This is a genomic window from Streptomyces pyxinicus (assembly GCF_024753135.1).
GTDB classification, from domain to species: Bacteria; Actinomycetota; Actinomycetes; order Streptomycetales; family Streptomycetaceae; genus Streptomyces; species Streptomyces pyxinicus.
The window spans coordinates 56,510-69,311 of the sequence record NZ_JANUGP010000001.1; the positions used below are offsets into that span (position 1 = coordinate 56,510).

Annotated in this window: 12 protein-coding genes and 1 riboswitch; all 12 genes read right to left on the reverse strand. The window is 73.7% G+C overall.

Going from position 1 to position 12,802, the window contains the following annotated elements; translation table 11 throughout:
- Position 1: 1 nt before the first annotated feature.
- Entirely contained in the window at positions 2–1,714 is a 1,713-nt protein-coding gene (locus NX794_RS00270) for a LuxR family transcriptional regulator AbsR2 (RefSeq protein WP_258775864.1), read from the reverse strand.
- Between the two features lie 326 nt (positions 1,715–2,040).
- Positions 2,041–3,213 carry an LLM class flavin-dependent oxidoreductase gene (locus NX794_RS00275; RefSeq protein WP_258775865.1) on the reverse strand — a complete coding sequence of 391 codons (1,173 nt, stop codon included), beginning with the start codon at positions 3,211–3,213 and terminating at the stop codon, positions 2,041–2,043.
- A gap of 11 nt (positions 3,214–3,224) precedes the next feature.
- Entirely contained in the window at positions 3,225–4,304 is a 1,080-nt protein-coding gene (locus NX794_RS00280; protein WP_258775866.1) for an LLM class flavin-dependent oxidoreductase, read from the reverse strand.
- Entirely contained in the window at positions 4,301–5,677 is a 1,377-nt protein-coding gene (locus NX794_RS00285; protein WP_258775867.1) for an NtaA/DmoA family FMN-dependent monooxygenase, read from the reverse strand. Before NX794_RS00285 ends, NX794_RS00280 begins: the two co-directional genes overlap by 4 nt.
- A gap of 18 nt (positions 5,678–5,695) precedes the next feature.
- Entirely contained in the window at positions 5,696–6,928 is a 1,233-nt protein-coding gene (locus tag NX794_RS00290) for an LLM class flavin-dependent oxidoreductase (protein ID WP_428985823.1), read from the reverse strand.
- A 138-nt stretch (positions 6,929–7,066) separates the two neighbouring features.
- Entirely contained in the window at positions 7,067–7,189 is a 123-nt protein-coding gene (locus NX794_RS00295; protein ID WP_258775868.1) for a putative leader peptide, read from the reverse strand.
- A gap of 90 nt (positions 7,190–7,279) precedes the next feature.
- On the reverse strand, positions 7,280–8,068 hold the full coding sequence (locus tag NX794_RS00300) for a GNAT family N-acetyltransferase (RefSeq protein WP_258775869.1): 789 nt from the start codon (positions 8,066–8,068) through the stop codon (positions 7,280–7,282).
- A 51-nt stretch (positions 8,069–8,119) separates the two neighbouring features.
- Complete coding sequence (locus tag NX794_RS00305; RefSeq protein WP_258775871.1) at positions 8,120–9,139, reverse strand: transporter substrate-binding domain-containing protein; 1,020 nt, start codon at positions 9,137–9,139, stop codon at positions 8,120–8,122.
- A 106-nt stretch (positions 9,140–9,245) separates the two neighbouring features.
- Complete coding sequence (locus NX794_RS00310; RefSeq protein WP_258775872.1) at positions 9,246–10,079, reverse strand: amino acid ABC transporter ATP-binding protein; 834 nt, start codon at positions 10,077–10,079, stop codon at positions 9,246–9,248.
- A complete protein-coding gene (locus tag NX794_RS00315) occupies positions 10,076–11,080 on the reverse strand; it encodes an amino acid ABC transporter permease (protein WP_258775874.1) in 1,005 nt (334 codons plus the stop codon). The genes NX794_RS00310 and NX794_RS00315 overlap by 4 nt, the downstream gene beginning before the upstream one ends.
- A 355-nt stretch (positions 11,081–11,435) precedes the next feature.
- A riboswitch (SAM riboswitch) is annotated at positions 11,436–11,546 on the reverse strand.
- Between the two features lie 77 nt (positions 11,547–11,623).
- A complete protein-coding gene (locus NX794_RS00320) occupies positions 11,624–12,508 on the reverse strand; it encodes a glutathione S-transferase C-terminal domain-containing protein (RefSeq protein ID WP_258775875.1) in 885 nt (294 codons plus the stop codon).
- Between the two features lie 123 nt (positions 12,509–12,631).
- Entirely contained in the window at positions 12,632–12,754 is a 123-nt protein-coding gene (locus NX794_RS00325) for a putative leader peptide (RefSeq protein ID WP_258775876.1), read from the reverse strand.
- Between the last annotated feature and the right edge of the window lie 48 nt (positions 12,755–12,802).

Genomic DNA, 12,802 nt, shown 5'->3' on the forward strand with positions numbered 1-12,802 from the left:
CTCACGCCGGCACCCGCTCGGGCACGTCCAGCAGGAGGGGCAGCGCGTCGCGGTCGCCGCTGCCGAGACGGCTGTAGGCGCCGTACAGGTGGTTGCCCACCGTCCGCACGGACAGGGTCAGCCGGTCGGCGATCTCCCGGTTGCTCAGGCCGGCCGCCGCCAGGGTCACGATCTGCCGCTGCCGGGCGGTGAGTTCGCCCAGCACGAGTCCGGCCAGGGCGGGGGTGCGGGCGCCCTGGCAGCGGGCGGCGCAGGCGAGTGCCCGGGCACGGGAGCGCCGCGCGGCGGCCGGGTCCCGGTGCGCCCGTACGGCCTGCGCGTGGGCCTCCGCCGCGAACAGCAGGAAGCCGCGCTCCCGGAGCGCCTCGGCGGCGCGGTCGAGCCCCGGCCCGTCGCCGCGCGCCAGCGCCTCGGCGTGCCGGGCGAACACGCTCCCGGCGGGCAGACGTCCGGCCGCCCGCCCGGGTTCACCGAGCCGCACGGCCTGGTACGACCCGAGCACTTCCTCGTCCTCGGTGGCCGACTCCTCTGCTGCCAGGCCGAGTTCGCGGAGGCACCCGGAGTCGCCGGCTGTCCACCGCAGCCCTTCCCGCGCCCAGGCCGCCGCGTCCCGCACCTCGCCGCGCAGCCGCGCGTACCGGGCCCGGGCGGCGGCGTACCCGGGCGGCAGCGGGGCGTCCTCGGCGACCAGCCACTCCCCCACCGGCGTCGGCACCGAGCGGACGTCCATCTCCGCCATCCTCCGGACCAGCATGCGGCGTTCGGCCTCCAGGGCGGCGCCGTGCGCGGCCGGGCGGGGGCTGAGCCGGCGGGCCCGCAACCGGCCCGTGGCGGCGCGCAGGGCCGGTCCGTGCAGGGGGTGGGCGAGGGTGACCGCGCTCCGGTCGTCGACGTCGATCAGGCCGTCCTCCTCAAGCTGTTCGAGGACACCGAGGTCGCACTCGTCCGCCGGCACGGGCGACGGCTCGGCGAAGGCGAGGCGTTCGAGGACGCCGCGGGCTCCGGGGTGGTCCGGCAGGGCGGCGAGGCGGTCGCGGACGGCCGGGGTGAGCGGGAGCGGCCCGCGCCAGGCCCGTTCACCGGTGCCCGGGACCGGGACCAGGCGTCCGGCGGCGGCGAGGGCGCTCACCAGGGCGCGCAGCAGCCGCAGGTCACCCGCGCAGAGCCGGTGCAGGCGGGCCGCGGTCAGCGCCTCCAGGCCGTCCGCCGCGAGGAGCCGGGCGGTGTGCTCCCGGGGCAGCGGGGCCAGGGTCAGCCGGGGCAGCAGCTCACCGGTCCACAGCCGGGCGACCGCGCCGGGCGCGGGCACCCCGTCCACGGCCGCGACCAGCAGCCGGGTGCGCCCGTGGACGGCGAGCTGGTGGACCAGGGCGGCCGACGCCTCGTCCAGCAGATGCGCGTCGTCCACGACGAGCAGCCGTGGTCCGGACAGCAGGTGGACCGCGCGGTGCGGGGAGACGGTGTCGGGCAGCAGGTGGGCGAACGCGGCGAAGGGCAGGTGCCGCGCCTCGGGGGTGCCCGTCACCCGCGCGTGGTCCGTGCCCCGGACCGCCTCGGCGAGCAGCCGGGTCTTGCCGTGTCCCGGCGGGCCGGTCACCACGATGCCGGCCCGGCCGGTGACCAAGGCCGCGCGCAGCGACTCCAGTTCGTGCTCCCGGCCGGTGAACGGCCACGCTGTCCCGGGCGCCCGCGCGCCCTCTTCGAAAGTCCTCACGTCTACAGGAGCGCGCCTACTCGGCTCTGATACACCCGGACTTGAGTAGGCCCCGACTCAGGCGCCCGGCACCGCGTCCGGGCACGCTGGCCCTACGACCCGACGCCCGCGCCCGCTGTCGCGACAGCCGGCCGGTGCTCGTGGTCCGGCCGGAGCGCGACGGGGGACGCGCGCTCCGCGCGGGGCGCGGGCGGTACGGCCGTCAGGTGCCGGTGTGGTCAGGGGGCCATGACCGGGCACCCCGGGGGAAGGCCGCGGATGTCACCGACGGGGGAGGTGACATCCGCGGCCGCACCGGTACGGTCCCGGCGTTCCGGGTTCCGTCGTCATCCGCGCCGCCACTCCTCCGCCAGCAGCTCATAGGAGCGGACGCGGTCCCGGTGGTCGTGGGTGAGGGTGGTGATGAGCAGTTCGTCGGCGCCCGTGGCCTCCCGGAGCTGTTCCAGCCGGCCGGCGACCCGGGCGGGGGTGCCGACGAACCGGGTGTCCAGACGGTCCTGGACCAGGGCCTGGTCCGCGTCGGTCCAGGGGTGGGCGCGGGCCTCCTCGGGGGTCGGGTAGGGGATGGCGCCCTCGGCGGTGCGGATGCTCCGGACCCAGGGGCCGTAGCCGGCGGCGAGGTCCCGGGCCGTCGCGTCGTCCTCGGCCACGACCACGTCGGCGGAGACGGTGACATACGGCTTGTCCAGGGTGTCGGAGGGCCGGAAGTGGGCGCGGTAGGCGTCCACCGCCTCCAGTACGGTGCCGGGGCTGACGTGGTAGTTGGCGGCGAAGCGCAGGCCCCGGGCGCCCGCCACTTGTGCGCTCCGGCCGCCGCTGCTGCCGAAGATCCACACCTCGACATCAGCGCCCTCGCCCGGTACGGCGTGGGCCTCGACGCCCTCCGGGGAACGGTAGGTGCCGGCGAGCAGGGCGAGGACGTCGTCGATCTGCTCGGCGTAGTCCGGCGGCTCGGCGTGCGGGAGCTGGAGCAGTTCGCGCTGCAGCGCGATGCGCGGGGAGCCGAGGAGTTGGCGGAAGGAGAAGCGCGGCGGGATGAGCAGGCCGTTGGGCGCCCGCCCGTCGACCACCGCAGTGGCGGTCGGCGGCGGGCCGGCGCCGGCTCCGGGCGGGGTGGCCCCGTCTCCCGGCCGGGGAGCGCCGTCTCCCGGCGGGGCGCCGCCGGAGCGGCCGAGGCCGAGGTCGAGCCGGCCCGGGTGCAGGGCGTCGATCAGGCCGAACTCCTCCACGGTGGACAGCGCCGTGCGGTGTCCCAGCTGCACCGCGCCGGAGCCGAGCCGGATGGTGGAGGTCGCGGCGGCGGTGAGCGCCAGCACGACCGCCGGGGAGGTGCCGGCCACGCCGGGGTTGAGGTGGTGCTCGGCGAACCAGTAGCGGTGGTAGCCGAACTCCTCGGCGCGCCGGGCCAGGTCGGTGGAGTTGCGCAGCGCCTCGGACGCGGTGGAGCCGGACGCGACGGGCACCAGGTCGAGGACGCCGAGCGGGGTGGCGGAGGGCATGGCGTGGCTCCTCAGCGGTCGGTGGCCGCCGGCCCGGGCACGACCGGTTCCCAGGCGAACGGCGGATCCGGGATGTCCCTGCGCAGCACCGGTGCGACCGCCGACTGGAACAGTTCGAGCGAGTCGCGGTGCTGGATGTCGGTGAGCCCGCTCGCGTCCGCGTGCACATGCAGGACGGTGTGCCCGAACTCCTCGTGGTAGCGGTGCACCTTGTCGATGACCTGCTGCGGGCTGCCGATCAGCGCGGAGCCGCGCTCGACGAAGTCCTCCAGCGTCTCGAAGACCACGGGCAGGCCGGCCTCGCGCTGGAAGGCGAGGTTGCTCTCGAACAGGGGCCGGTACGCCGTCAGCGCCTCCTGGGTGGTGCGGGCGACGTACAGCCCGGCCGAGCCGGCGCCGACCGTGATCCGTGCCGGGTCGTGGCCGTGGTGCTCCCAGCGCTCCCGGTAGTACCGGATCAGCTCGGCGTAGGGCTCGATCGCGTGCGTGACGTTGGCCGAGAACAGCGGGTCGCCGTAGCGCGCGGCGAGGTCCACGGACTCCTTGCTGGTGGCGCTGCCGTGCCAGACCCGCACCGGCCGCTGGTACGGCCGCGGCCACACCTCGGCGTCCTTCAGCGGGGGCCGGAACCGGGTGTCGGCGGTGACCCGGTCCTGCCGCCACAGCTGCCGGAAGACCTCGTAGCTCTCGGCGTTGCGGTCCCACTGGTCCTCGGGGGTGACGTGGAACAGCTCGCGCTGGGCGGTGCCGTTGCCCTTGCCGATGATCAGGTCGAGGCGGCCCTCGGAGAGGTGGTCCAGCGTCGCGTAGTCCTCGTAGGCGCGGACCGGGTCCAGCAGGCTGAGGGTGGTGACGGCGGTGAAGAGCCGGATGCGCCGGGTGCGGGCGGCGACATGGCTGAGCACCACCGTGGGCGAGGAGGAGAGGAACGGCCGTTCGTGCCGCTCCCCCACTCCGAACCCGTCGAAGCCCAGCTCCTCCGCCAGCACCGCGTTGTCCAGGACCTCGCGGAACCGGTCGTGCGTCGGCTTCTTCACCCCCGTCGCGGGGTCGGGCCGGTGCACGATCAGGGTGATCGCCAGGCACTTCACGACGCGGCCCGCTCGGCGGCGGCCCCGGTGTCGGGGTGGGCGAGGCCGAGGTGGTCGCGCAGGGTGGTGCCCGCGTAGTCGGCGCGGAAGACGCCCTGTTCCTGGAGGAGGGGGACCACCTTGTCCGCGAACGTGTCCAGGCCGGAGGGGGTGAGGTGCGGGACGAGGATGAAGCCGTCGGAGGCGTCCGCCTGCACGAAGTCGTTGATGGTCCGGGCGACATGGGCCGGGGTGCCGACGAAGGTCTGCCGGTTGCCGGTGTTGATGACCAGGTCGCGTATGGACCACTTGTTGGCCTCGGCGAGCTGGCGCCACTCGCGGGCGATGGCGAGCGGGTCCCGGTACATCCGGACCTGGGCGCGGCCCCGGGAGATGTGCTCCTCGCTCACCACCGGGTCGACGTCGGGCAGCGGCCCCTCCGGGTCGTAGCCCGACAGGTCCCGGTTCCAGACGAACTCCAGGTGCTTGAGGGCGGTCGCGCCGCTGACCTGCCGGCGGCGCACCTCGCGGGCCAGTTCGGCGGCCTCCTGCTCGGTGTCGCCGAGGACGAAGGTCGCGGCGGGCAGGATGAGCAACTGGTCATGTCGGCGGCCGTACCTGGCGAGGCGGGACTTGACGTCCGTGTAGAAGGCCTGGCCCTCCTTCAGCGTCGCGTACCGGCTGAAGATGGCGTCGGCCTCGGCGGCGGCGAACTCGCGGCCCTCGTCGGAGTCGCCGGCCTGGAAGATCACCGGGCGGCCCTGGGGCGAGCGCGGGACGTTGAAGCGGCCGTGGATGTCGAAGTGCTGCCCCTGGTGCACGAAGGCGCCGGCCTTGGCGTCGCCGAGGAAGGTGCCGGTGGCCTGGTCCGCGAGGATCTCGTCGCCCCGCCAGGAGTCGAACAGCTCGGTCGCGGTGGCGAGGAACTCCTTCGCGCGGGAGTAGCGCTCCTCCTGCGGCAGGAAGCCGCCGCGGCGGAAGTTCTCCCCGGTGAAGGCGTCCCAGGAGGTGACGACGTTCCAGGCGGAGCGGCCGGCGGAGAGGTGGTCGAGGCTCGCGAACTGCCTGGCCACCTCGTACGGCTCGTTGAACGTGGAGTTGATCGTGCCGGTCAGGCCGAGCCGGTCGGTGACGGCGGCGAGCGCGGCCAGCACGGTGAAGGTGTCGGGGCGCCCCACCACGTCCAGGTCGTAGATCCGGCCGCCCTGTTCACGCAGGCGCAGGCCCTCGGCGAGGAACAGGAAGTCGAACTTGGCGCGTTCGGCGGTGCGGGCGAAGTGCGCGAAGGAGCTGAACTCGATGTGGCTGCCGGCGGCCGGATCGCTCCACACGGTGGTGTTGTTGACGCCGGGGAAGTGGGCGGCCAGATGGATCTGCTTCAGCGGCTTGCTCATGGTGTGCGGTCCTCCGGCTCAGGCGACGGCTGCGGCATAGCGGTTGGCGGGGCGGGCGAGGCCGAGCAGCCCGCGCAGGGTGTCCGCCTCGTAGGCGTCCCGGAAGCGGCCCCGGCGCTGGAGTTCGGGCACCAGGTCCCGGCTGATCCGGGGCAGGTCGTGCCCGGTGACGGCGGGCCGCAGCCGGAAGCCGGTCAGTCCGGGGGCGGCCAACTCCTCCAGCAGGTCGGCGAGTTCGACGGCGGTGCCGGCGAAGATCCGGGCGTCGCTGGTGTACGGCTCACCGGCCGGCGTGTCCAGGCGGTCGCGGCGTGCCTCCGCCTCGGCGCGGCTGTCGTCGAGCAGGACGACGAGGTCGCCGAAGACGTGCACGGTCTCGTCGGCACGCCCGGCGGCTCGCTGCTCGGCGCGGATCTCGGCGACGATCGCGCCGGCCTGCCCGGCATCGTGCGGGGTGACGTAGCCGACGTCGGCCTGCCGGGCCACCAGGCGGTACGGGACGCTCTGGTGGGCGAGGGCGGTGACCAGCGGCTGGCCCTGCGGTGGACGGGGGGTGATGGAGGGGCCCTTGACGCTGAAGAAGCGGCCTTCGAAGTCGATGTAGTGCAGCTTGTCCCGGTCGACGAAGCGGCCGGTGGCGGCGTCCCGGATCTCGGCGTCGTCCTCCCAGCTGTCCCAGAGCCGGCGGACCACCTCGACATGGTCGGCGGCCTCGTCGAACAGGTCGGCGACCAGCCCCCGCGCCTCCGGGCTGTCGTAGGCGTCGACCCGCTCGACGGTACGGCGGCCGAAGTGCGCGGCCTCGTCCGGCCGGGCGGTGACCTGCACGCGCAGGCCCGCGCGCCCGGTGCTGACGTAGTCCAGGGTGGCGATGGCCTTGGAGATGTGGAACGGCTCGGTATGGGTGGCCACCACGGTCGGGACGAGGCCTATGTGCCGGGTGAGGGGGGCGATCCGGGCGGCGACGAGGACCGCGTCGAGCCGGCCGCGCACCTGGTCGGTGCGGTCGTCGGGCGCCAGGAAGCGGGAGGACTGCGGGCCGAGGCCGTCCTCGATGGTGACGAAGTCGAGCAGGCCGCGCTCGGCCTCGGCGACCTGGTCGGCCCAGTAGCCGGCGGTGAACAGGTCGCGGGGCCGGGCGACCGGCTCGCGCCAGGACGCGGGGTGCCAGCCGGTGCCGTCCAGCGCGACGGCGAGATGCAGCGGGGAAGCGGGGGTCGAGGACACGTCGGTGCCTTCCTTGATGTCCATGAGAGAACGATGTCCGTGAGGGTGCGATGTCCGTGAGGGAACGCGGGCTCGCCCGGGCGGGGCACGGCCGGGGACGGGCGGCGCGGCGGGAGGGGGACCCGGCCGGGGACGGTGAGGAGGTGGGTGCCGGTGAGAACGTCAGTGACGACAGAGCGCGGCGGACACGCGCTGGAGGTCTATGTGCGGCCGGGAGTGCAGGCGCACGGAGCGGTAGGGGTGCGGGAGGCGCGGCGCGCGTCCGTACGGGAGTACGTCGGTCATGGCCGCCACCTCCGTCCTCCGTGTGCGGGCCACGGCGGGGCCGTGCCACCGCCTGGTGGGCCTCGTCCGCCTGGTGGATCTCGTCATGACCTACAACGCCCGGCCCACGCCCGGTGTTCCCGCCCCGCCACCGAGATTCCGGAAGCCGTCGCCGACGGCCTCCGGCACCCGCACCTGGACGATCCGGGAGCGGCGGCGCAGGGTGAACCCGATCGACTCGTAGAGCCGGATCGCCCGGGTGTTGCCGGCCGCCGCGTGCAGGAACGGGGTGTCCCCGCGCTCCCGGATACCGGCGGCGACGGCTCGCACCAGCCGGGTGGCGAGCCCCCGGCCGCGGTGCGCGGGGTCGGTGCAGACGGCGCTGATCTCGGTCCAGCCGGGCAGCCGGAGCCGTTCCCCGGCGAGCGCGACCAGCTGGCCCTCGTGCCGGATGCCGAGATAGCCGCCCATCTCGACGGTGCGCTCCAGGAACGGGCCGGGCCGGGTGCGGGCGACCAGGCCGAGGATCTCGGGGACGTCGGCGGGGCCCAGCCGTACCGCCTCGGGATCGGGCTCGGCGCGCAGCGCGGTGTCCACGAGCTGGACGCCCTCGACGGAGCCGGTGATCTGCCAGCCGTCGGGGGCGTGTTCGACGGGCTTGATCCGGACGGTGGCTCCCGGTCCGACGAGGGTGCGCAGGTCGGCCCAGGCGGCCGGATCCGCCGGGTCGGCGAGGGCGGCGAAGGCGTAGATGTCCGGCCGGTAGCGGGCGGCGCGGCCGTGGCGTTCGGCGAGGTGGGCGTGCGGGCCGTCGAGGGCGGCCCAGACGGCGTTGTCGAGTGCGGGAGCGCCGGGCAGGGGCGGGGCTCCGCCGCCGCGGAGGTCGGTCACGGGTGCCACGGAGGCGGAGTCCTTCCTTGCTCGGGCCACAGGACGGTAATTGACGTTGCGTCAGGAGTTGTCGAGCGGCAGTCCGGGCGGGTTGACCTCCGACTTGGCCACGGACTCGTTGGAGAGGTTGTACGCGGCCAGCCACTTGCCGTACTGCCCGTGTTCGATCAGGTAGTTGATGGCGTCCGCGAGCGGCTTGGCGAGCCCGCTGTCCTTCTTGGCGGTGGCGGCGATCAGGCCCTGGAGGGTCTCGCCTGCACCGGAGAAAGTGCCCGCGTTGCGGGTCGGATTGGGGGTGTTCGCGGTCTGCCGGGCGCGGTAGGCGACGGAGGGGTTCGGCCCGAAGAAGGCGTCGATCTTGCCACTGGACAGCGCCAGGTTGGTGGCGTTCTGGTCCGGGAAGTACTTGACGGTGAGCTTCTTGCCCTCCTTGGCCAGCTTGGCCTTCCACTCCAGGAGGATCTTCTCCTGGTTGGTGCCGGCGCCGACGGAGACGGTCTTGCCCGCCAGGTTGCGGTAGTCGCCGCCGAAGTTCCAGGTGCTCTTCTTCGGCACCTCGAAGGCGAGGTTGTCCTTGCGGTAGGAGGCGAACTCGTACTTCTTCTTGCGCTCCTCGGTGACGGTGACGTTGGAGAAGGCCGCGTCGACCTTGCCGCTGTCGACGCCGACGAAGAGGTTCTCCCAGGTGAAGTTCCTGATCTCGGGCTTGAGGCCGAGCACGGCGGCGACCAGGCGGCCGAAGTCGGGCTCGGAGCCGGTGAGGGTCCTCTGGTCGCTGCCGACGAAGTTCAGCGGCGCGGATCCCGAGGGCAGGGCGCCGATGCCGACGACGAGCTTGCCGCTCTCGCGGACGGCGGCCGGCAGTTCGGCGCTGATCGACTTCACTTCGGAGACCTTCAGTCCGGTCTCCTTGGCCGCGCCGTTGGACAGCCGTCCCACGGTGACGGTGCCGGCGCTCTCGGTCTTGGTGGCGGCCTCGCTGTCGCCCCCGCAGGCGGCGAGCCCGGTGGCGAGGGTGGCGACGGCGGTCGCCGCGGTGATGCCGCGTATCAGGCCGCGTCGGGTGAGGTGGGTAGGCATGGCGTGGCTGTCCTTGTCTCGCTGATGAGGGTGATGGGCGTGCTGGGGGTGTCGTGGGTCGAGCCGCGTGGGGGGAAGTCGTGGGTCACACAGGTGAGTTGCGGGGTCACAGGACCTTGCGCAGGAAGTCCCGGGTGCGTTCGTGGCGGGGCTGGTCCAGCACCTGGCCGGGCGGCCCCTGTTCGACGATCCGGCCGCCGTCGATGAAGACGACGCGGTCGGCGACCTCGCGGGCGAAGCCGATCTCGTGGGTGACGATGACGAGCGTGGTCCCGCTGGTCGCCAGGTCCTTGATGACGGCCAGTACCTCGCCGACGAGTTCGGGGTCGAGGGCCGAGGTCGGCTCGTCGAAGAGGATGACCCCGGGCCGCAGGGCGAGGGCGCGGGCGATGGCGACGCGCTGCTGCTGGCCGCCGGACAGCTGGCGCGGATAGGAGCCGGTGCGGTCGCCGAGGCCGACGCGGTCGAGCAGTTCACGGGCCAGTTCCCGCGCGGCCGGCTTGCTCAGCCGGCCGGTGGCCACGGGTGCGGCGGCCACGTTGTCGAGGACGGTCAGGTGCGGGAACAGGTTGAAGTTCTGGAAGACGAAACCGATCCGGCCGCGCTGGGCGAGGATGGCGCGTTCGCCGAGCTCCTTCAGACGGTCCCCGTGCCGCTTGACGCCGATCAGCTCGCCGCCCACGCTGACATGGCCGATCTCGGGCTTCTCCAGGTGGTTGATGACCCGCAGGAGTGTCGACTTGCCGGAGCCGGAGGGCCCGAGGATCACCGTGACCTCGCCGGGGCGGATGGTCAGGTCGATGCCGTCGAGGACTCGATGGGCGCCGTACCACTTGTGGACGTCGTGCACCTCCAGCGCGACGGGTGCGGTCTTCTCCGGGGCGGGGGCGGTCTTTCCCGGGGCGGGCGCGGTCTTTCCCGGGGCGGGTGCGGTGCTCATACGGCGGCCTCTCTGCGCAGCCGGGCCCGCAGGCCGGCCAGACCGGCCCGGGCCTTCTGCACGGGGGTCGGCGGCAGGGTGCGGGTGGCGCCGCGGGCGTAGTACCGCTCGACGTAGAACTGGACGACGGAGACGGCGCTGGTCAGGATCAGGTACCAGACGGTGGCGACCAGCAGCAGCGGGACGACGTCGCCGGGGTAGGTGCTGCCCATCGACTGCACGGTGCCGAACAGGTCGAGCAGGGAGACGTAGAAGACCAGGGACGTGCTCTTGACGAGTCCGATGAGCTGGTTGACGTAGTTCGGGGTGATGGAGCGCAGGGCCTGCGGGAAGACGATCCGGCGGAACTGGTAGCCCTGGGGCAGACCGAGCGCGGCGGCCGCCTCGTGCTGTCCCTGGTCGACGGAGAGCAGTCCGCCGCGCACCACCTCGGCGGCGTAGGCGGCCTCGTTGAGGCTGAGTCCGATGACGGCGATGGCCATGTCGGTGGCGAGCCGGGACTCGTCGAAGGTGACGAAGGCCGGTCCGAAGGGCACACCGAGGCTCAACGTCTTGTACAGGGCGCTGAAGTTGTAGAGGAAGATCAGGACGACGATCAGCGGCACGGACCGGAGCAGCCAGGTGTACGTCCAGCTCACCGCGCGCAGCACGGGGCTTCCGGAGAGCCGGGCGAGGGCCAGCAGGATGCCGCCGACCAGGCCCAGCACGGCGCTCAGGGCGGTGACTTCGAGGGTGACGACGAGCCCGTCGAGCACGGTGGGGCGCAGGAACCAGTAGCGGAAGCGGTCCCACTGGTAGAAGGGGTTGGTGACCAGGCCGTGCAGGATCTGCGCGACGAGCACCAGGACGACGGCGGTGACGATCCACCGGCCGGGCCTGCGCAGTGGCTGAACGCGCTGCGCTGTCAAGGGTCTTGACGATGTATCAGCGGGTGGTGCCTCGTTCTCGTTCTTGCTCTCGCTCTCGGCGAGGGAGACGGCGGCGCCTGGGGGTTCACTCATGGCGGGCTCCGGCGGAATCGGACATCCCGGGGCGGCGGCGAACGGTCGGGGGCCGGCCCGGCACGGGGGCACGGGGCGGCGCACGGGAACGCGCGGAACCGGGAGCTGGGCGGGCGGCGGCACACCGCACGGCGGGTGTGCGGGCGGAACGCGGGGGCTGGGAGGAGAGAGGTCAGCCCCGACAGCGGGCGGAGCCCGGTGCGGTACACAGTGCGCTGCTGACGCGGAGCAGATCGACGGCGCGGTCGGCGACCAGGAGCTGGGCGGACGACCGTACGCAGCCCTGGGGGCGGCTCGGGGCCGTCCTGGGAGCTGCGTACATGGCGTCACCTGTCACTGTTCCGGGCCCCGCGGGGCCTCGCGCTTACCGAAATCGTGGTCCGGTCCGGTCGTCACCTGGGGCACCCCACCGCGATGCGAGGGTTGCCGGTCAGCCAGCCAGGGCTTGACGCTGACGCTCATGACCGTTCTGAGCGGCAAGTAAGGCAGTTGTCCGTTCGGTTGTCAACGCCCGTCCGCGAAGTGGACGCCGACAGCCGCCTCTCACCTGCGGGAAGCGTCCGGTGCGTCCGCCGCGTGGCCGGCCCAGTCCAGGATCTGGACGGCGGCTCCGGCGGCCTCCAGACCCCGGCAACGGCCGTGGTGGCGGCGGGAGATGCCGTCCAGGTCGAGATGCCGGCCGAAGGCGGGACGCGCGGCCAGGCGGCGGGCGTGGGCCCACAGGGCGCGGTGGCCGGCGATCCGGTGGACGGCGGAGGCGTCCAGGTGGCAGCGGTGCACGGTGTCGAGCTGCACCAGGGTCACCCACAGCTCGATGTCGGCGGCGGTGAGCGCGTCGCCGACCAGGTACTCCTCGCCGGTCAGCCGGCGCTCCAGCCGGCCGAGCGTGTCGAGCAGCACGTCCAGGGCGGCGGCCCGCTCGGCGGGGTCGGTGTCGGCGCGCCCGGCGCGCTGGGCGGCCTCCTCGACGCCCTCGGCGCACATCCGTTCGACGGCCTCGATGACGGACTCGGTGCCGCGGGGGTACAGCCGGGGCCCGCCCTCGCGCGGGAAGCGGTCCAGGTCGCGCAGGATCTCGGGGGCGTGGGTGCTGACGATGCGTCCGGACCAGTCGTCGCACAGGACGGGGGCGAGGGCGGGGCCGGTGTAGTGGTGGGCGCTCGCCTCGTATAGCGGGCGCAGGGCCGTGTGGCCGCCGTCGGGACAGTCCGGGACGGCGGGCAGGAGGGTGACGGGACAGCTCTCGTCCAGCCGGAGTACGGCGTGCCCGACGGCGAGGCGCAGCCCGTCGGGGCAGGCGGTCGACAGCAGGAGCCGGTAGCGGTGCGGCACGGCGTAGTGGCCGCTGCGCGCGTCCCGGCCGATGCGGCCCCGGAAGGCGGCGGGGCGGTGGGGGTGCGTGGCGGTGGCGAGCGGACTGACGGACATGCGTCTCCCCTGGTGGTGGGCGTGCGGTCGCCCTCGTGACGGACGTGCGTGGTGGACGTGCGGTGCGGGCGCGCGGGCAGGCGCCGTCAGGCGCGACGACGGGACAGCCTGGCCGGGCCGGGCTCAGCGCGGCAGGCCGATGGCGCTGTTCACGCGCAGCAGGTCGATGTGGCGCCGGGAGGTGAGCAGGGGTGCGCGCAACGGCGTCCGGCCTGTGCGGCCGGTACCCGTCTCAAGGCGCGTCATGGTTCCCTACCTGTTCACTAGGATTCCCTCCTGGGAGTGTCGATCCGG